Source organism: Acinetobacter kanungonis, from assembly GCF_009939195.1.
Taxonomy (GTDB): Bacteria; Pseudomonadota; Gammaproteobacteria; order Pseudomonadales; family Moraxellaceae; genus Acinetobacter; species Acinetobacter kanungonis.
In genome coordinates this window covers 83,482-103,308 of sequence record NZ_JAACKC010000008.1, presented here as the reverse complement: position 1 = coordinate 103,308, position 19,827 = coordinate 83,482, and the positions used below count along the sequence as shown (strand labels likewise).

20 protein-coding genes are annotated in these 19,827 nt (G+C 40.1%); 7 read left to right on the top strand and 13 right to left on the bottom strand.

The features are described from left to right. Positions 1-109: 109 nt before the first annotated feature. The 6 genes from GWK51_RS14310 to ubiG all read right to left on the bottom strand — a co-directional run bounded on the left by GWK51_RS14310 (position 110) and on the right by ubiG (position 3,897). Positions 110-472, bottom strand: coding sequence for an RcnB family protein (locus GWK51_RS14310; protein WP_161934211.1), 363 nt, complete (start codon positions 470-472; stop codon positions 110-112). Between the two features lie 257 nt (positions 473-729). Next, positions 730-1,125 (bottom strand): RcnB family protein, encoded by a 396-nt coding sequence (locus GWK51_RS14305; protein ID WP_100242336.1) that lies wholly within the window; start codon positions 1,123-1,125, stop codon positions 730-732. 254 nt (positions 1,126-1,379) lie between these two features. Continuing rightward, on the bottom strand, positions 1,380-1,535 hold the full coding sequence (locus GWK51_RS16490) for a hypothetical protein (RefSeq protein WP_171519186.1): 156 nt from the start codon (positions 1,533-1,535) through the stop codon (positions 1,380-1,382). Between the two features lie 179 nt (positions 1,536-1,714). Beyond that, complete coding sequence (locus GWK51_RS14300; RefSeq protein ID WP_161934210.1) at positions 1,715-2,461, bottom strand: YciK family oxidoreductase; 747 nt, start codon at positions 2,459-2,461, stop codon at positions 1,715-1,717. Positions 2,462-2,494: 33 nt separating this feature from the next. Further along, positions 2,495-3,184, bottom strand: a complete 690-nt coding sequence (locus GWK51_RS14295) for an HAD family hydrolase (protein WP_161934209.1) — start codon at positions 3,182-3,184, stop codon at positions 2,495-2,497. Next, entirely contained in the window at positions 3,181-3,897 is a 717-nt protein-coding gene (gene ubiG / locus GWK51_RS14290) for a bifunctional 2-polyprenyl-6-hydroxyphenol methylase/3-demethylubiquinol 3-O-methyltransferase UbiG (protein WP_142769831.1), read from the bottom strand. Before ubiG ends, GWK51_RS14295 begins: the two co-directional genes overlap by 4 nt. A 177-nt stretch (positions 3,898-4,074) precedes the next feature. Here ubiG and GWK51_RS14285 point away from each other — a divergent pair, with 177 nt between their 5' ends. Further along, positions 4,075-4,692, top strand: a complete 618-nt coding sequence (locus GWK51_RS14285) for a thiol:disulfide interchange protein DsbA/DsbL (protein ID WP_100242332.1) — start codon at positions 4,075-4,077, stop codon at positions 4,690-4,692. 41 nt (positions 4,693-4,733) lie between these two features. Here GWK51_RS14285 and GWK51_RS14280 read toward each other — a convergent pair whose 3' ends face one another. Continuing rightward, positions 4,734-5,405: a TetR family transcriptional regulator gene (locus tag GWK51_RS14280; RefSeq protein WP_161934208.1), complete on the bottom strand. Its 672-nt coding sequence runs from the start codon at positions 5,403-5,405 to the stop codon at positions 4,734-4,736. A gap of 195 nt (positions 5,406-5,600) precedes the next feature. On the opposite strand from GWK51_RS14280, the gene rph reads away from it, so the two are divergent. Both rph and GWK51_RS14270 read left to right on the top strand, forming a co-directional pair. Next, a complete protein-coding gene (gene rph, locus GWK51_RS14275; RefSeq protein ID WP_142769829.1) occupies positions 5,601-6,317 on the top strand; it encodes a ribonuclease PH in 717 nt (238 codons plus the stop codon). 157 nt (positions 6,318-6,474) lie between these two features. Further along, a complete protein-coding gene (locus GWK51_RS14270) occupies positions 6,475-6,636 on the top strand; it encodes an ABZJ_00068 family colistin stress protein (RefSeq protein WP_161934207.1) in 162 nt (53 codons plus the stop codon). Between the two features lie 9 nt (positions 6,637-6,645). Here the strand turns inward: GWK51_RS14270 and GWK51_RS14265 are convergent, their stop codons facing one another. Beyond that, positions 6,646-8,478: an LTA synthase family protein gene (locus tag GWK51_RS14265; RefSeq protein ID WP_161934206.1), complete on the bottom strand. Its 1,833-nt coding sequence runs from the start codon at positions 8,476-8,478 to the stop codon at positions 6,646-6,648. A gap of 128 nt (positions 8,479-8,606) precedes the next feature. Continuing rightward, positions 8,607-9,452, bottom strand: a complete 846-nt coding sequence (gene nadC, locus GWK51_RS14260; RefSeq protein WP_161934205.1) for a carboxylating nicotinate-nucleotide diphosphorylase — start codon at positions 9,450-9,452, stop codon at positions 8,607-8,609. Between the two features lie 169 nt (positions 9,453-9,621). On the opposite strand from nadC, the gene ampD reads away from it, so the two are divergent. Beyond that, the gene (gene ampD / locus GWK51_RS14255; RefSeq protein ID WP_161934204.1) at positions 9,622-10,197 is read left to right on the top strand and encodes a 1,6-anhydro-N-acetylmuramyl-L-alanine amidase AmpD; all 576 of its coding nucleotides are present in this window, start codon (positions 9,622-9,624) and stop codon (positions 10,195-10,197) included. A gap of 84 nt (positions 10,198-10,281) precedes the next feature. Further along, complete coding sequence (murJ, locus tag GWK51_RS14250) at positions 10,282-11,832, top strand: murein biosynthesis integral membrane protein MurJ (RefSeq protein ID WP_171479154.1); 1,551 nt, start codon at positions 10,282-10,284, stop codon at positions 11,830-11,832. A gap of 67 nt (positions 11,833-11,899) precedes the next feature. Here murJ and GWK51_RS14245 read toward each other — a convergent pair whose 3' ends face one another. The 4 genes from GWK51_RS14245 to GWK51_RS14230 form a co-directional block, all read right to left on the bottom strand. After that, complete coding sequence (locus GWK51_RS14245; RefSeq protein WP_161934203.1) at positions 11,900-12,589, bottom strand: FKBP-type peptidyl-prolyl cis-trans isomerase; 690 nt, start codon at positions 12,587-12,589, stop codon at positions 11,900-11,902. 205 nt (positions 12,590-12,794) lie between these two features. Continuing rightward, on the bottom strand, positions 12,795-13,499 hold the full coding sequence (locus GWK51_RS14240) for an FKBP-type peptidyl-prolyl cis-trans isomerase (protein ID WP_142769823.1): 705 nt from the start codon (positions 13,497-13,499) through the stop codon (positions 12,795-12,797). Between the two features lie 195 nt (positions 13,500-13,694). Continuing rightward, on the bottom strand, positions 13,695-15,794 hold the full coding sequence (locus tag GWK51_RS14235) for a GNVR domain-containing protein (protein ID WP_161934202.1): 2,100 nt from the start codon (positions 15,792-15,794) through the stop codon (positions 13,695-13,697). A gap of 131 nt (positions 15,795-15,925) precedes the next feature. Continuing rightward, complete coding sequence (locus GWK51_RS14230; RefSeq protein ID WP_171519187.1) at positions 15,926-17,041, bottom strand: polysaccharide biosynthesis/export family protein; 1,116 nt, start codon at positions 17,039-17,041, stop codon at positions 15,926-15,928. 209 nt (positions 17,042-17,250) lie between these two features. Here GWK51_RS14230 and tviB point away from each other — a divergent pair, with 209 nt between their 5' ends. Together tviB and GWK51_RS14220 are read left to right on the top strand one after the other, a co-directional pair. Continuing rightward, the gene (gene tviB, locus GWK51_RS14225) at positions 17,251-18,528 is read left to right on the top strand and encodes a Vi polysaccharide biosynthesis UDP-N-acetylglucosamine C-6 dehydrogenase TviB (protein ID WP_161934201.1); all 1,278 of its coding nucleotides are present in this window, start codon (positions 17,251-17,253) and stop codon (positions 18,526-18,528) included. Between the two features lie 3 nt (positions 18,529-18,531). Then, positions 18,532-19,815, top strand: a complete 1,284-nt coding sequence (locus tag GWK51_RS14220) for an MATE family efflux transporter (RefSeq protein ID WP_161934200.1) — start codon at positions 18,532-18,534, stop codon at positions 19,813-19,815. The last annotated feature ends 12 nt before the right edge of the window (positions 19,816-19,827 follow it).

The window sequence follows — 19,827 nt, the reverse complement described above, 5'->3', positions numbered from 1 at the left end:
CAATAGTCGATTTTAATCAAAAAAATGGTAGGCGAACAATCTTAGATAAAAAAACACCTTAACTTGCGTTAAGGTGCCGAGGGAAGGGAATTCACACGAGAAGAAAAGATTAGCCAATAATATGCAGGATGCGGTTGTTGCGCTCGTTGACTAAGACGTAATCGCCGTTAATTTTGTACCATTGCTGATTACGCGCAGGTTTGTGTAAGCGCTTTGCATCACGATAATCTACCGCATAGCGGGAAGAGTCATAACCGCGTGGTAGGGTTTGACCGACGCGCCAATCACGGCTTGGGTTAATACGTTGATAGCGCTTGTCATTCCAGCGACCATCTTCTTTTTTCCAGTCACGGTCATGCTGTTCAGCATAGTGGCGTTCATCATAACGATGCTCATAAGTTGGCGCTGCAATTGCAGATGCGGTCACCGCGGTACCCAAGGTAAAAATAACAGCAGAAACGAATTTATTCATGATGTACCTCAATGTTTGTTGATGTGTTCCGATGAGATAAAGGTAGCGAACAACAGCAGAGAAATAATGAGAGCACTATTATGCAAATGTGAATTTGATGGAGAAAAAACGAAGATTGTAAATGCTTGCCATATAAGGGATACAAGCAAAACAGGCTCGACCAAGGAGAGCGATGGATCGCCTAAGGGTAGACATAAAAAAAGCCAGTCTAGAGATGAGCCAGACTGGCGAAAAAGGTAAAGGAAATTGCTAGCTGCTTAATCGTTCACAATGCGCAAAATACCATTGCTGCCAGAATCAATTAAAATGTAGTCATTGTTGATTTTGTACCATTGTTGATTGCGTCCAGGTTTAGGCAAGTTATGTTCTTTGTATTCGACTTTATAGCCATTGCCACGATAATGCTGCGGCATGACATAACCTGTTTGCCATTGATGCTGCTGTAGACGTTTCACCCCGCGTTCTTCACGCATGCGGCGTTTGTCTTGAATACGTTCATCACCTTGATCAAAATCACGAAAGTCGCGCCCCTTACCTTGATTATTGCGGGGATGGTCATCACCACGATTATCAAAGTGGGGTGCAGCAGAACTCAGGCTGCTTGCCATCAATGCACTGAAAGAAATGGTCAATATTGCCATCGTCTTCTTCATGTTGACCCCTCGTTATCGATGTGTTCATTTCACAGTTCTTAATGTACGAAAAAAATGCAGAGAAACTGTGAAGGAATTGGATTAATTCTTTAAAAAAATAGATAAATTAAGAATATTATCCATGAAATCATCCAGTTTGGAAATCTTTCTAAAGCGGTAAGTTGTGCTGTTCAGTACCTTCAACGCGGTCAAAGCGTGCAAAGATTCAGCGCTGGCATTCGATTTCATGAGGGTTCACGAAGGCAAAAAAACAGTTAATTCCACTGTTCAACCAGATGCTGCAAGCCATCTACAGCTTCAATCACAGCACGGGCCTGCTGCGCGTCATCTAGGGCGTGTACCAGTGTTTCAGGCAGTTGCAGGGATTGAATCGAACGAATTAGTTCAACTTTGTGCTGTAAATCAGTCATGAAAAAATTCCCCTTAAATGTGCTGCTGAGTAGGTCTACACAGTTTAAGGAGGATGATTTGATTTATAAAACCGAATATATTTATGAAATTAATAAAATAAAACGATTATAAGGCGGTAAAAAAATCCTTTGTAGGTCACAAAGGATTTTTTATTCACCTAGCTCAAGTCGAAAACACATCAATCCTGAGCATCAATGCTTTGTCCACTCATATGTAGGCTGTCATCGCCCATCAAATACAGATAGGCTGGCATGATTGATTCTGGTGTTGCCAAGGTTTTCGGATCTTCATCTGGATAGGCTTTGGCACGCATGGCAGTACGAGTTGCACCTGGATTCAGGCAATTGAAACGGACATTCGGATGTTGATTTTCTTTGGCGAATAATAGGCTCACGGCTTCAATGGCAATTTTAGACACTGAATATGCACCCCATCTTTCCCGTACCTGACGACCAACGCCAGAACTGGCAAAAACGACCGAAGCATGCTCTGACTTTTGCAGCAGCGGCAGCAGTTCCTGCGTCAAAATGAAAGGCGCACGCAAGTTCACGGCCATGACATCATCCCAAACATCAATGGGGTAATTCTCCAGTTCGGTACGCTCACCCAAGATACCCGCATTATGCAAAATGCCATCGAGACGACCGAATTGCTTATCTAGAGTGTCATACAGCAGTTCATAGTCGCGCGGTGAAGCACTGGACAATTGCAGCGGCAAAATCGCAGGTTGCGGTGCACCCAAACTTTCAATCTCATCGTAAAGGACTTCCAGTTTGTTCAAGGTACGACCGTGTAACACCACAGTCGCACCATGCAGTGCATAGCTGAGTGCGGCAGCACGACCAATGCCATCGCTAGCCCCTGTAATTAAAATGATGCGATCTTTAAGTAGATCTGGGCGAGGCTGATATTCGGAATATTTCATGGTCACCTCCTTCTTATTTTTACTTCATCAAGTTTATGTATTTATCGCATTGTTGAGCGTAAGTTTTTGTTGAATCGCGTGTTGTAATTCGGTCACGGTGTTCACAATACAGTTCGCCTGCCACGCGGCGAGGTCATCTTTGTGCGCCAGCGGTAAATAGCCATACGCTGCCAAAATCGTGTACATCTGGGCATGGCGACCTGCATCAATATCACGTGGATGATCACCCACATAAATACATTGTTCCGCAGGCAGTTGCAATTGCTTTGCCGCTAAATACATTGGCTCAGGATCAGGCTTGGTTTTGCTGACATCTTCAGGACATACCAATACCGCACAACGTTCAGTCAGATTCAGTGCAGCCAGTAAAGATTCGCTCAGTCCACGCGGTTTGTTGGTGACAATGCCCCAAGGAATATTCTGCTGTTCCAGTTCTTCCAAAAGCGGAGTCATTCCTGCGAACAGGTCGGTATCTACCGCAATATCTGCGCCGTACAAATCCAGAAAGCGTTGGCGATGCGCCAGAAACACTGGATCATCTACCGCAAGTTCAGGATAAACCAGTTTAACCATGGCACGCGCACCTTCAGAGACTTGGGTGCGAATCAGTTCGGCATCGACCACTTCACGTCCTTCATCACGGCACATGCCTTGAATAATGCGAATGAAGTCCGCGGCGGTATCAATGAGGGTGCCATCGAGATCGAACAGAACGGCTTTCATTCTGCACCTGCTTTGACAGTATAAACCATGTAGTTGACATCGACATTCGGTGCCAACCAGTAGCGTTTGGTCAATGGGTTGTAATGCAGTCCTGTCATATCTTTTAGGTTTAAGCCCGCTTGACGAATATCATGCGCCAACTCAGATGGCTTAATAAACTTATGATAATCATGTGTGCCTTTGGCCAACATTCTTAAAATATATTCTGCCCCAATGATCGCGAATAAATAGGCTTTTGGATTGCGGTTAATGGTCGAGAAAAACACATGTCCACCGGGTTTAACCAGAGTTTGGCAGGCTTGAATAATCGAGGCAGGATCTGGGACATGTTCCAGCATTTCCATACAAGTCACGACATCGTATTGTCCTGCTTGTTCTAGCGCCAATTCTTCGACAGGCACTTGGCGATATTCGATGTTCTGTACGCCTTCTTGTTCTGCATGAATACGTGCCACATTCAGGGGAGCAACACCCATATCAATCCCAAGCACTTGCGCACCACGACGCGCCATGCTTTCTGCCAAAATGCCGCCACCGCAGCCTACATCGAGGACTTTCTTTCCTGCGAGACCATTGACTCGTTCATCAATCCAGTTGAGGCGCAGCGGGTTAATTTGGTGTAAAGGTCGGAATTCAGAATGCTGATCCCACCATATAGCAGCGAAGGCTTCAAATTTGGCAATTTCTTGCGGATCAACATTTAATTGCGACATTGGTGCTACCTCAACCCAGTTGTTTTCATATAAAGATCAATACGGCTAGTGTAGCGTTAATTCTAAAAAAAGCGATAAAAGCAGTAAAAAAGTTCACAGAAGGAAAACGAAATCGACTAAATTGTTTTATAGTTTTCGCATAAGCTCATCATAATGATTTAGAGGACAACAAACGCAATGAAAAAATTCCTTTTGGGTAGCCTTGCAACGGCCGTATTTGCATTTTCTGGTAGTGTTATGGCCGCGGATTTTGTAGCAGGGAAAGACTACACTGTAGTTGCAAACCCAGGCAAAGTTGAGGTGCCAGGAAAAATCGAAGTGCGTGAATTCTTTTGGTATGGTTGCCCGCATTGCTTTAAATTAGAACCGCATATGCAAACATGGTTGAAGAACATTCCAAAAGATGTGCGTTTTGTACGTACCCCGGCAGCCATGAACCCGATCTGGGAGCAGGGTGCACGTGGTTACTATGTCTCTGAAGCATTGGGCGTGCGTAAAAATACGCATTTGCCTTTGTTCCATGCCATTCATGTCAATGGTCAACAGATTTTTGATCAGCAGTCGCAAGCAAAATTCTTTAGCAAATATGGTGTGCCTGAAGCTAAATTTAACAGCATGTTCAACTCTTTCCCAATCACGTCTAAAGTCGCACAATCTCAGCAACTGGCGCGACAGTACCAGTTAACAGGTGTGCCTGCGGTGGTGGTGAATGGTAAGTATGTGGTGCAAGGTGAAGATGCCAAAGTCACGCAAGTGGTGAGCTACTTGGTCGAGAAAGAGCGTAAAGCCAAATAAGAGCAAAAACGTGAAAAAAACCTGCATTGTTGCAGGTTTTTTTATGCCTCATGGTCCAGTATTTCTACTACGCATGCGGGTTCAACATGGGCAATGCCACCAAATAAAAGCTGAATTTGACGTTGGGTTTGCTGTTTAAAGTGTAGTTGTTGAATTGAATCGGTGTTGGACTTGCCCTGAAGAGTCAGGTTGATCCATGACATCGCCCAATTCAAAGACTGGTTGATCAAAATATTGGCCAAACTCTGTAAATCTTGCGTCGAATACAGATGTTGGGGCTGTTTTACCTGACTTAAATCATGACTCAGGTCATCAATCAGCGAATCAATTTCACGCGCAATTGCCTGTCGTAATAAGGCAGAGCCACCCCAACGTTCAGCACTGAAAAAAATCCACCATTCAGGGTGTTGCTGCACTGCGTTGAGGAATTGATGCAAATGCAGATCAATGTCTGCATCGGGCTGAAACAGTGTGGCAAGTTTAAGCTGATGTAAAACCCGTTTCAGCTGCAAGGCAACCCGATCAACCAGTTCTAAGCCCAATTCATCTTTATCTTGGAAATGCCGATAAAAAGCGGCAGGTACTAATCCCACAGAACGAGTAATTTCTCTCAGACTCATGCTGCTAAAGGAAAGTCCAGACGAACTTAAACTTAAAGCCGCATCCAAGAGGGCTTGGCGGCTTTGTTGTTTGCGTTCATCTCTTATCGACATAGTCACACTCAGCAGGGTTTGACTGAGTTTAACAAATTTATTGCTGATTAAAACAGCATCTTGCTCCGCCTGAATCCAGCGATTTGACGTCTATCTCAGAGTTTTTTAGCGACTGTTTCACGGATATGCCATTTGCTGAGAGCGCATCTGCTATACTTGGGCGCAACGAATTTCAGTCAATCTAAAAGGCGAATTATGCGTATCGACCAACGTACTCTAGATCAATTACGTGATGTAAAAATTACACGCAATTACACACGTTATGCCGAAGGTTCTGTGCTGGTCGAATTTGGCCATACCAAAGTGTTGTGTACGGCTAGTATTGATAATTCTGTACCTCGTTTCCTGAAAGGCAAAGGACAAGGTTGGGTCACCGCGGAATATGGCATGTTGCCACGTTCAACCCATACTCGGAGTGACCGTGAAGCGGCACGTGGCAAACAGTCAGGTCGTACCCAAGAAATCCAGCGTTTGATTGGGCGTAGTTTACGTGCCATGGTGGATTTAAAGAAACTGGGTGAAAACACCATCACCATCGACTGTGATGTGATTCAGGCTGATGGCGGTACACGTACTGCGGCAATTACCGGCGCAGCAGTTGCTCTGGTTGATGCCATGAATGTTTTGCTGGAACAAAAGAAAATTAAGCATGATCCACTCAAAGGTTTGGTGGCTGCGATTTCTGTCGGTATCTTTAAAGACGAAGTCTTATTGGACTTGTGCTACGAAGAAGATTCAAACTGTCAAACGGATTTGAATGTGGTGATGACCCAAGCAGGTGAATTCATTGAAATTCAAGGTACGGCAGAAGACAAGCCATTCACCCGCGCTCAAGCCAATGCGATGCTAGAAATGGCAGAACAGGGGATTCAAGCGCTCATTCAGAAACAGCAAGATGCACTAGGCTGGTAATTTGCTTGATTAATTAAGCATAAAAAATGCACCTTACAAGGTGCATTTTTTTTACAAAAGTGAATCAAATCAAACTCAATTGATAACAGGCACTTAATGATATCGTCATGATCACAGCGTAGACTGCATGCCATCAATTTGATTGGAGCAGGCTGCTATGGCTCAATTTTTTATCCTCTTCTGTGCAGTGGTGACCTTTGCCATTATGGCATGTGATCCACGTCCTGTTGAATTCTCCCAAACTGCTTCGGCGTGGGATAAATCAGAAAATATTAAGGCGATAGACCAACCCATCTTAAAAGAGACATCGAAGTTATAAAGTTTTATCCTACTTTTTTGCTAAAAGCTGATAGGTATAATTTTTGCCATTTAACACATCCATATTTAAATCTTTATATTGATTCAACAGTTGCGGATGCGGGTATTTACATTCAGGATTTAGTTCAACTCCTGTTGAGTGAATTGCACTGTAGCAAGAATTCACTTCCTGAATAAATTGATAATAAGGCGGAAGTGGTAGTTGTGCAGCGGTGAGGACTTTCGGTGCCAGAAAATGTGCGGCAATATTTTTTTGCTGGAAAAGACTGCGATTGATTGGGTAGTTGCTCCAAACAGCCAATGGCGTACTGAAAAATTTCACATCTTTCTTTTCTGCTTTTTCTTGCTCTGAAGCAAAGAAATGCAAGTCATCATAGACCTGTCCTAAATTCGGCAAATGATCCCCAAAGAAAATCACAATGGTTGGACGTTCTAGTTGTTTTAAATCTTGCAGTAATTTTTCAACATGTTGGTCAGCGCGCTGTAAGCCAGTGAGATAAGTATTCAGTTGGCGTTTTGAGCGGTCACTGAGTCCTTGTTGCTCAATGTTGAAATGATCTTTGCCGTAACGATCATCATTGTAGTTAAAGTGATTTTCTACCGTAATCGCATAAATGAACTGGGGTTGTTCGGTATGTTTGAGTTGTGTGCGGATTGATTGATAGAGCAAATCATCGGTTGCCCAGCCGGCTTGATTGATATATTTGGCACGATCTTGTGCGCTGGTCATATTTTCCAAAGAAGTAAAACGATTAAAGCCCAAGTTTTGATAGACACTATTGCGGTTATAAAAAAACTTGCCGCTGTTATGCATGGCTGTGGTGTCATAGCCCAGACTATTCAGATAGGTGGCTAGAGAATAGGTGGGACGCTTGAGTTTGGATACATACATCAGCTCATTATGGTTGAGGTAAATATTCAAGCTGGTCAGTACTTCAAATTCGACATTGGCCGTACCGCCACCAAAAGCTGGAGAAAGCAACTGTGAAGTTTGATAGCGATCTAACGTTGGCGTGATGTTTTGCGGAATGCTTTTGCCTAACTGACGGGCATCCCAATGTGCCTCACTCATGATCATCACAATATTGGGCTGTTGTTCAGCATGTGTGGCAGTCGTTGTAGTTTGGCTAAAAGGGGTATACAGCGCTTTGATGGTTGGCTCTGGGATATTCTCTGTAAATAGTTGAGTATTTAAGCTATCTACGGATTTAGAAAAGAAAAAGGGGATAAAGCCAATTTTCTGAATGGTGAGATGGTCGCCAACCCAATCGCCTCGGGTGTTGGGAAAATCTTGACGATATTCGCAGAGCCAGCCTAATTGGTTCTGTTTACATAATTGGTTAAAATTATTGCTAAAGTTGGCACTGATCAGAAAGCCTAAACCTAGAAGTGATAAGAAGGCATTAGAAAAGAAGAGCCGTTTTTTCTCAAGGCGCTCTTTACTGTAAAGAAACACCATCAGTGCAATACATAAGACAATGCCTGTAAGTACCGAAAATTTGAGTAACCAAGGAGCGACGATAAAGGTTTCTTTAATGAGTAGGAAATCACTGGGAACGAGGCTAGCAGATAAATATTTTTCTTTTTGTGTGTTGATAAAAATCAGTAATAAGAAAATAAATTGGCTAAAAAAAATGGTAATAATTGTTTTTCTAAACAATAAGTAAATAAAAGAAATTAATGCATAATTGATCAGGACAGAGACAAAATGCCGAGCGCCATTATATTGAAAATAGATTTCTGGATTTTTCAGAATTCGTGGCAGGGCTGGATAGAGACAAAAAAAAGCCACAGACACGAGTGCTATCAGCAAAAATAAGGTTTGCTGTTTCCAAATATTCATAACAGTTGCTATGGGGGAGAAAAGATAGCTCGCGATTATAAAACTTTCGAGATTAATTTCAATCGGCTTTATGTGTTTAAAAGATAGGCGATCAATTTAATCGATGATCGCCATAGTTTAGCCAAGATTTAACCATTAAAACGCATGGATAAATCAATCGCTTTGACATCTTTGGTGAGTACACCCATCGAAATATAGTCAACACCGGTGGTAGCCACTTGGCGTAAATTGTCGATGGTAATGTTGCCAGAGGCTTCCAGTTTGCAACGTCCTGCCACATGTTGAACTGCATCAATCATTTGTTGTTGACTAAAATTATCCAACATCACGATATCTGCTTGAGCTTCAAGCGCTTGGTTCAATTCATCCCAAGTTTCCACTTCAACTTCTACAGGTTTGCCTGGTGCAATTTGATGGGCTTTGGCAATCGCTTCAGCAATGCCACCCGCAGCCATAATGTGATTTTCTTTAATTAAGAAAGCATCAAACAGACCTAAGCGGTGATTTTGTCCACCACCGACTGCAACCGCATATTTCTGTGCAATACGTAAACCAGGGATGGTTTTGCGCGTGTCTAGAAGTTTGGTATTTAAACCAGCCAGTTGTTTGACATAATCCGCAGTTTTTGTCGCCACGGCTGATAGCGTCTGAATAAAGTTCAGAGCAGGGCGTTCAACTGTCAATAAACTGCGTGCCGAGCCAGCAAGTTTTAAAAAAGCTTCATTGGCACGCACTTGATCACCATCTTGTTTTAACCAAGTCACCTGAACCGAAGCATCAAAAGCTTGAATTAAGGCATTGACCCACGGTTGACCCGCTAAAATCATGTCTTCGCGGCTAATAATGGTTGCCGTTGCCTGCTCATCTTCAGGGGTCAATAAAGCCGTAATATCCCCATCCCCAATATCTTCTTGGAGTGCTTGTTGAATATTGATTTGAATTGATTGTTCAAGCAACGCTGGAGAAATGCTCATAGTCTTTCCGTGTCTTTTTTAACCCATGAAAATTGCGCGTTATCTTAACACTGTTCTGATGCAAATAGATTTGTTCTGTGCAGTTTATTCTGTAGATTTGAGATTTCATGATGAAAGTTTTAGCATGGTGCAAATACCGATTAACCCTCCATATAATTAGGAATGGATTATGCAGCAGGCTCCATCTTTTCAGGTTGTCGATGGTCAACTCATCGGTGCGAAGCAAATTCCATCGCCCAATTTTAATCAGCGACCTGAGTCAGCCCAAATTGAATTGGTGGTGATTCATAATATCAGTTTGCCACCATCGCAGTTTGGGGGAGGCTATATCCAGCAATTTTTCCAAAACCAGCTGGATCCGAGCGAGCATCCTTATTTTGAAAGCATTCAAGAACTCAAGGTTTCGGCACATCTGCTGATCCTGCGTACGGGTGAAGTACTGCAATTTGTGAATTTAGCGCAACGTGCTTGGCATGCGGGACGTTCAGCTTATTTGGGGCAGCAGGAATGTAATGATTATTCCATTGGCATTGAGCTTGAAGGCAGTGATGATACGGCTTTTGAAGAACAGCAATATCAGGTTTTAGCGCAAGTAATTGTGAGCTTGCAGCAAGCTTATCCTGCCATTCAACAGCATCTGGCAGGGCACTCCGATATTGCGCCAGGGCGTAAAACGGATCCAGGTCCGTTCTTTGACTGGGTCAAGTTACGGACCTTGATCCAACAGATCAAGAATGCAAAATAAAAAGACATTTCCGTTGAGATTAATCATTTAACAACGATTTTCTTTCACAAGTTTCATTACAATAGCGACTAATTTTTTTACTGGGTGGTTACGATGGCGCTTTGGCGATCGACCTTTATTGTCAGTGCAATGACCATGTTGTCTCGGGTACTTGGTTTAGTCCGCGATATCGTCTTGCTCAATGTGTTTGGTGCAGGTAAGGATTTCGATACATTTGTCGTCGCTTTCCGTATCCCCAATTTTTTTCGGCGTTTATTTGCGGAAGGGGCGTTTTCACAGGCTTTTATTCCTGTTTTAACCGAGTATAAAACCAGTAAGACACACGCAGAAGTCCAGATTCTGATTAGTCGGGTGTTTGGTGGTTTGCTCACCGTGATGACCTTGCTGACCTTTATTGCGATGGTCGCTGCGCCTGCTGTTTTGTATATTTATGCGCCTGGTTTCCATTCAGATCCAGAAAAATTTGATCTGGCGGTCAGCATGTTCCGCCTCACCATTCCCTACTTGATGTTCATGTCACTGACAGCTTTTGCCAGTAGCATCCTGAACAGTTATGGGTCTTTTTCGACGCCTGCCTTTGCGCCTGTTTTACTCAATGTAGCGATGATTGCAGGGGCATGGTGGCTTACGCCGTATATGGCTCAGCCGATCATGGCGTTGGGTTGGTCGGTGGTTGCGGCTGGTGTGTTGCAGCTGGCGATCCAGATCCCAGAGTTGTGGCGCAAGAATTTATTGATTCCGCCGAAGGTCGACTTTAAGCATGAAGGGGTTGATCGCATCATGAAGTTGATGTTGCCGGCCTTGTTCGGTGTTTCAGTGACCCAAATCAATTTATTGCTGAATACGATCTGGGCATCGTTTATGCAGGACGGATCGGTGTCATGGCTCTATAGTGCGGAACGTATGACCGAATTGCCATTAGGATTGATTGGTGTGGCGATTGGTACGGTGATTTTACCGTCTCTGTCGGCACGTCATGCAGAGCAGGATCAACATAAATTCCGTGGCATGATGGACTGGGCTGCCAAGGTGATTGTACTGGTTGGACTGCCTGCAAGTATTGCGCTCTTTATGCTCTCGACCCCAATTATTCAAGCCTTGTTCCAGCGTGGTGAATTCACTGTAGAAGATACCCAAATGACGGCACTGGCTTTGCAGTGTATGAGTGCTGGGGTGATTGCCTTTATGTTGATTAAAGTCTTTGCCCCGGGTTTCTATGCTCAGCAAGATACCAAAACCCCAGTTCGTGTCGGTTTAATGGCCGTTGCAGCCAATGCCATTTTAAACGTGGTGTTTATTGGTTTCTTTAAACTCATTGATTGGCATGCTGAACACATGGCATTGGCACTCGCATCTTCAGGTTCAGCGCTGGTGAATGCGGGCATGCTGTATTTCTATTTGCATAAACGTCATATTTTCCGTTTTGGTCCACATTGGAAAAAACTGTTTTTACAATATGGAGTGGCCAATATCGTGATGATTGCAGCTTTGGCTTATGGTTTAACTTGGTATGATGGTGCAGTGTCACAATGGATGCGTGTGGCTGAAGTGATTGGCTTGTGTGTCCTTGGGGTGGTGGCTTACCTGATCGGATTAATTTTAATGGGTTTCCGCCCGCGAGATCTTCGACCATGATCGATGGATCATCTTCAAAACAACGAGTTTAGAGTTAAAAAAGGGACTGATTGCAGTCCCTTCTATTTTAAGGCAATACTTGCAACAATTCGACATCGAAAATCAAGGTGCTGTTTGGCTCGATAATATCGCCAGAACCAATCTGACCATAGGCAAGATTGGATGGGATAAAGAAGCGGTATTTTGCGCCCTCTTTCATCAATTGTAAGCCTTCCGTCCAACCTTGAATGACTTGATTGACTTGGAATTCGGCAGGATGCTGACGAGCGATCGAGCTATCAAAAACTGTCCCATCAATTAAACGCCCTTCATAGTCGACTTTGACTTTAGAACTCACTTTCGGGGTTTTACCTGTACCAGTTTTTAGTACTTGATATTGCAGACCTGAAGCAGTGGTTTGTACGCCTGACTTTTTGGCATTTTCAGCCAGAAAAGCATTGCCAATTTTACTGTTTGTTTCAGCTTGCTTTTTTAACTCTAACAGCTGTTGCGCTTCAGCCTGCTTTTTATATTGAGTTAAAATACGTGCCATTTCCTCATCAGTGAGAGAGGCATCTTTTCCCTGAGCTGCTTCACGAAGCCCTTGAATAAAAGCTTCTAGATTTAAATCTTTCATTGACTCAGCATTGGTACGACCCATCAAATAGCCAAAGCTATAACCGACTTGTTCTGAAGGAGAGCTACTGGTGGTAATGGGCTTGGCGAAAGCGGTGGCACTCAATAGCAGGGTAGATGCCAACAGTATGTGTATTTTCATTCAATCTTCCTAAGGAGTTTTCATGTCGCCATATTCGAAAATATCAGGAATATGGTCGACAATATTTTTTATTTTGTAGTGTCTTCAGATTCAGTCAGTCTAGGACTTTATCGCCCATAAAACGGTTCTAGTTGATTAAAATCCCATTTTGTATAAAACCGACGATCTAAAGCGAAAGAAGGAGAGCTAAGCTCTCCTCAATTTCTTATTTTACTTTAATCAATTCAACATCAAAGATCAGTGTGCTGTTAGCAGGAATAGTGCCTGGAACACCTTGTTCGCCGTAGCCCAATTTTGCAGGAATAAACAAAGTCGCTTTGCCACCTTCCTTCATCAGTTGTAGGCCTTCGGTCCAACCCGGAATCACTTGATTGAGTGGGAACTCAATTGGCTCACCACGTTGAATTGAACTATCAAAAACTTTGCCGTCAACCAGTTTACCTGTGTAGTGTACAGTAACCACAGAGTCGGCAGCAGGCTGTTTGCCAGTCCCTTCTTGAGTAATAATATATTGCAGACCAGAAGCAGTCGTTTTAACGCCTGGTTTTTTGGCATTTTCTGTCAGGAAGCTATCGCTTGCACTTTGCGCATTTTTGGCTTGATCAGCTTGTTTCTGCTGCATTTCTTGTTGGAATTGCTGATAAGCTTGTTGTAGTTCTTGCTCGGTATATGCTGGCTGTGTGCGTGCATGCCCTTCACGAACGCCTGTCACAAAGCTGTTAATGTCGAGTTCAGGTGGTGTTTGGTGTGCAACTTCATAACCTAATGCATAGCTAATTTTTTCAACAGCAGAAGCATTTTTAGAGGCTTTTGATGTGATGGCTTCAGGGTGTTTGGTTGCATAATAAACTGGAACAAGTGCAGCACCGCCTAAAATTACAGCAACAGCGATGGGTAAGGCTTTACTCATGAGATATCCTAGAATGAGGTGTTCTAATAAAACATATTTTTGATCTTAGCATGTCTAGATTTATGCGTAGAATGTTTAATTAAGAAAAAAAGTAGATTTTTGTATAAGGATCAGATGCTTTCAATCCTTTAGAGAAATACCAAAAAGACAGGACGTATCATACGTCCTGTCTTTGCTTAATGATGATGAATAAGTTTAGTTTTGATAATTTTTACTTTGATATGCAGGAATCTGATCGAAGATGATGCCATCGATGGTATGTCCAGCATTTTCAAATTGTGATTTGGCGAGTTCAATCTCTTTCAACTGGGTTTTCGCATATTGGACTAATGCTAGGTTAAAGCCAGAATATTGAGCTAAGTTCAAGCTATCTGCATTTGCCAAGATCGGTGCTGCACTTAAAATAACATAGTCATACTGCTCTTTGGCCTGCTGTAATAACTGCGCCAATCTTGTTGGATACATAGCTAAAGAAGTTTCATGATTATTAATACCGCAGGTAATTATACTAAGATTGGCATACGTAGTATTTTGGATTATCTGATTGAATTCAGCTTGTCCACGTAAGTATTCCGATAATCCTACCTGTGCAGTAGCATTCAAGCTTTGAGCAAGTTGCCCCTGCTTGAGATCATTGTCCACCAATAAGACTTTTTGTCCTGTTTGGCTCATAAGAATGGCTAATTGTTGAGCAATAGCGGTTTGGTTTTGGTCAGGTACAATGCTGCTAAGTAACGCGACATTATGTTGTTTTTTCTGTAATTGATAGCGTAAGGTCGGAATCAGTGTTGAAAGAGATTGTATAGAAGAGCCAGTACTTTTACGGTTTTGTACTAATTCAGCATAAGTTTTAAGCCCTGTTGCTTGTTCAATGTCTTCACGATGTTTCACCCCTGTTTTTGAAATGTTACGTAGTAACGCAAACAATACCCCAATAAAACCACCAACAAAGATTGAAAGGATTAAAACAATTAGCTTACGAGGTTTAATAGGTTTAACGGGTTCTACAGCATAGTCTACAATACTAACCTTGCCTAATTCTCCAGCCTTGGCAACATTCAAGCTTTGGTAAGTACCCAGTAGGCTAGTATAGAGCTGAGTTTTGATTTCAACATCACGATAATATTGCAAGTATTGACGTTGAATTTCAGGGAGTTGTTTAAGTTTTGAATTTAGTTCATTAATCTTACTATTAATTGTTTCTAATTGAGCATTAATCGCAGCCATAGCTGGGTGCTCATTGGTATATTGTGCACTGAGTTCGGCTTGCTTTTGTTGAAGTTCAATTCGACTAGTTTCTAGTAGCATTGTTTGCTTTAAATAAAGCTCGGACTCTTCTTTTACATCAATTGTGCCATATTTCTCTCTAAATTGATTAAATTGGCTTTCTGAAGCGTTTAAGTCTGTCTTGAGTTCAGGAAGTTGTTTTTCTAAAAATTTGACTTGTTGGTCTTTGTCAGTAGCGCTACGAGCAATGTCTTGTTGTTTGTAAATATTAAGTACCGTGTTAAGGATCTCAGGAATATTGGTTTTATTTTCACCTTGATAGGTAAGCTCTACAATACCAGTACCTTTACCTTTTTCTTGGGCACTGAAGTTCTTTAATATATTTGACATAGCAGCTGCTAAGGAGTTTTTCTGAACTAAAAACTCTTGTTGTAGCTGAGTTGGTCCAGTAATATGAATTTTCCAACCATTTTTACTGAAAAATTGGTTCAATTGTCCTTGAACTAAAAGCTGTTCTGTTTTTTTGTCATAGATTTTATATTGACCCTGCTTTAATACTAAGTTTAAGGGCTTGTTTTCGTAAGCTTGAGGAACTTCCAATTTTGAGAAATAAATGCTTTGTGTTTTAGTGGTGAGTAAAACACCCTGAGTAGAATATGTATTGAGATAATTTTCAGTTGAAAGTAGATTTGAAAAGAATCCCTGTTGAGCTTGAATTTGTAAATCCAGATGTAAGTTTTGGATAGCTTGTCCTAAAATTGTACGAGACTTTAACAACTCAATTTCAGCTTGCGTGTTGGCACCTCCACCAGCTCCTGATATACCTGCTAGACTAGCCATAGCCATCATTTCAGAGCTCAACCCAGCTAGAGAATTTCCTTTGGTTGATTTAATTTGTATCAGTGCATCTGTTTGATATTGTTTATTTGCACTCTGTAAATATAACAGTGCGCATACTAAACTAAAAAAAATGCAAAGAACAATAATTTTCCATTGCTCTATTAGTGAAAAAAATAACTCTTTTAAATCAATCTGATCATCTGAATTTGGTTGTGTTACTTGACTCATTATGATGCCTTAAATTTGTCTCAATTTTTTTATGCAATTAATAACTATTTATTTCAGTTTATTTAATTACATGGTCTATTCATCCTGAAATGGGATCATTAAATTCTTATATATTTCAAAAATTTATCGTGTTAGTTGTTTCCAAGCATTTGGAATGAATAGATTGCACTAGCAAATGGTACGATCTGACCAATCACACGTTGCCAACGAGTTAATCCAGTTGCATCAATGTACACAATATCATTTTTTTGCATTTGAAATTGATTGGCTAGAGCTAGATTGCCGAGACTTTTTAAATCTAGATGGTACATGGTTGAAGATTTGGTTTGTAAGTTGGTTCGCATGACATAAATACGCGCTGCACTTGCAGAATAAGGATTAACCCCTTCACTTTCACCTAATACGTCACTCAATGTCATGTCTTGATCACGTAGTTCAAGGGCCTGACTTTTATTCGACTCCCCCATCACGTAGACTTTTCTATTTTGTTTATTATTAATGTAGATCGTGTCATTTGGCTGGATCAGTAAATTGTGTAAAGAATAGCCTTGCTTCTCTAAATTTAACACATTTAAATCAAAAATCTTTCCATTCCGAATTAATTGGATAGACGAGTTATCTCCTGTTTCAGCGTTGACTCCTCCTGCCATTCCGAGAGCGGTATAGATACTAATCGGTTGATCTGTTAAGGGATATTCGCCACTCTTCATAACCTGACCATTGACAAAATAACGTTTACCTTCATATGAAAGGACACGAACGATAACATCTGGTTTTTTTAAAAAGTGTGAGAATTGTACATTTAAAATTTGATTAAGTTCAGAAACCGTTCTTCCTGAAGCCTGAATCTTTCCTACCAGAGGGAGGAAAATATTACCATTGGTGTCGATAACATAACCGACGGCCTTAGCACTATTAACATCTTGAACAGAAGGTGTAATTTCTGGATATGCCCAAAGCCTTACAGTAAGGATATCGCCTGGACTCAAACGATATAAATTATGTTTAGCATGGAAGAGGGAAGCGAGATTTGAATCTACATTTTTATTAGTTGTTGAGCCTATAGATGATAGATTATTTTGTGTTAACTGAATGACAGAGATGTTTGCGCCTTGGTCTGTTGTAAATTGTCCTTGGTCGGGAATATCATAAGTTTGAAGACCTGTTTGAAGTCCAGAAGTAATAGCACATCCAGAAATATTTAAAATACATATACTTAGTAGTAGTGAGGTGCTCTTAAACTTCACAGCTAAACCCTTTGTTTGTAATTCATTGTTAATTAGAATCAAAATTCTAACAGGATTGTAGATCATAATTAAAATTTGATGTAGGTTTTTAGCCGTTAAATTGTATAATTCAAAGATACATCATGTAGGATCTGCTATATTTCATATCTTACAAAGGCGTATTTTGTTATATTTCCTTCATAGATTAATTGATCATTATCAGGGCTCATATGTTTCAACTCGAACAACTCCACATTGCAATCGTTGGGCTAGGTTATGTTGGGTTACCGCTTGCGGTTGAGTTTGGAAAGCATGCACCGACGATCGGTTTTGATATCCGCCTGCAACGGATTGAAGATCTGGTAGCTGGATTTGATCATACTCTAGAAATTTCATCAGAAGAATTAAAACAAACAGTATTTTTGAGTTACACGGCCAAGATAGAAGATTTAGCTGAAGCCAACTTTTATATCATTACGGTTCCTACGCCAATTGATGATTTCAAACAGCCAGATTTATCGCCTTTAATCAAATCATCTGAAACCATTGGTACAGTGTTAAAAAAAGGCGATATCGTTGTTTATGAGTCTACGGTTTATCCTGGTGCGACAGAGGAAGTTTGTATTCCTGTCTTAGAGAAAATTTCTGGCTTAAAATTTAATCAGGATTTTTTTGTTGGTTATAGCCCTGAGCGTATCAATCCAGGCGATAAACAAAAACGTGTGACCAATATTTTAAAAATTACTTCAGGCTCTACGACAGAGGTTGCTGATTATATCGATCAAGTTTATCAATTGATTATACAAGCTGGAACTTATAAAGCTCCTAGTATTAAGGTCGCTGAAGCAGCAAAAGTAATTGAAAACACTCAAAGAGATGTCAATATTGCTTTAATAAATGAATTAGCTCTTATTTTTAATAAATTAGAAATTGATACTGAAGAAGTACTTAAGGCCGCAGGTACCAAATGGAATTTTTTACCTTTTCGTCCAGGATTAGTGGGTGGTCATTGTATTGGGGTGGATCCATATTATTTAACCCATAAAGCCCAGTCTATAGGGTTGCATCCTGAAATTATATTAGCTGCGCGACGTTTGAATGATCGAATGGGTGAATACGTTGCAACCCAGTTAATTAAAGAGATGGTGAAAAAGCGGATTCAGGTGGTTGGTGCGCGTATTTTAGTGATGGGGTTAACCTTTAAGGAAAATTGTCCAGATATCCGCAATACTAAAATTGTTGATATGGTAAAAGCATTAAAAGAATATGATCTAGCTTTAGATATCTATGACCCATGGGTAAATTCAAGTGAAGTTGAACAAGAATATGGTCTAGCTCCTATTCAAAATTTAGAGCATGGTTTATATGATGCAATTGTTTTGGCAGTTTCACATGATGAATTTAAAACCATGACTGCAAGTCAATTCAATGCATTGGGTAAAGAAAGACATGTGTTGTATGATTTAAAATATGTTTTAAATAAAACACAAAGTGATATCAGATTGTAAGTAATGAATTTAAGAAAAAAATTAAATAATAAAGTATTTAAAAATTCGATTTGGATGATGTCTGAAAAAGTTGTTTCTATTTTTGGATTAATATTTGTTACCTCTTTTGTTGCAAAATATATAGGTCCAGAAAATTTTGGAAAACTGACTTTTGCAACTGCAATCTTTGCAATTATTCAAACAGCAGCGATGTTTGGATCAGAGAATATTCTTTTTAAAAAATCTAGTCAAAATAGAGTGATAGGTGAAAAAATAATTAAAGCAACCATCCCTATTAGAAATGCAATATATATATTTTTTTCAAGCAGTCTTTTGGTATTTATTTTTCTATATACAGATAGATTAACATTTATATTCTCTATTGCTTCATTTGTTGCAATTTATTTTTCTTTGCATGATGTATATAGTATTTATTTTAATGCAATCTTAAATTCAAAAATAAATACATTATGCAATATTTTTGCTCTGCTTTTATCGTTGTTTATTCGTTATATTATAGCAAAATTTCAGTTGGCGATTGAGTGGCTATGCCTCCCTATTATTTTATTATCGCTGATACCGTTTTTATTGCGTAGAAGAATTTATTCTAAAATAAGAAAATCAAATAAAAAAACAATAAATTTTAAAATTAATAGATATAGACAATACATGGTAAAAGTAGGCGGAAAATTGGTATTATATACACTCTCAGTAGCAATTTTCACTAAATCTGCTCAGATGTTTTTAGGGATGAAATCACAGTATGAGTTAGGGATTTATACTGTAGCTGTAACATTGGGTACAAGTTTTTATTTTGTTTTAACAGCATTGATATCTTCTTATATGACGCAAATATATATTGAGCCAAATTTTGAAATAAGTCAAAAGATGGTGGCTAAACTAAATTTAATGATAATTATAATATCTGTTTTTGCATTTATTTTTTTTGCAATATTTGGGGGGGCGATAGTTTATTATCTTTATGGTAGTGAATTTAAGGAGGTTAATGATATATTATTGCTGATGGTTATAGTGTGCTTTTTTTCTGGAATTTCAACTGTTTCTGAAAAATATTTGATTAAATTTAAGGCTTTTGATTATCTTAAAGTTAAAACAAATTTTTTAGTAGTATTTAATATTGGTTTAACTTGTTTTTTAATATTTTTTTATGGATTGTATGGAGCAGTTTATTCTATATTAATAACAGAAATTCTATCAGCTACACTTTTTAATTATTTTTATCAAAAAGGTCTTATTTTAGATACTCATAAAAGAGTTTTTAGTTTGTCAACTTATTCAATGTATTAATGGTTAGATCTG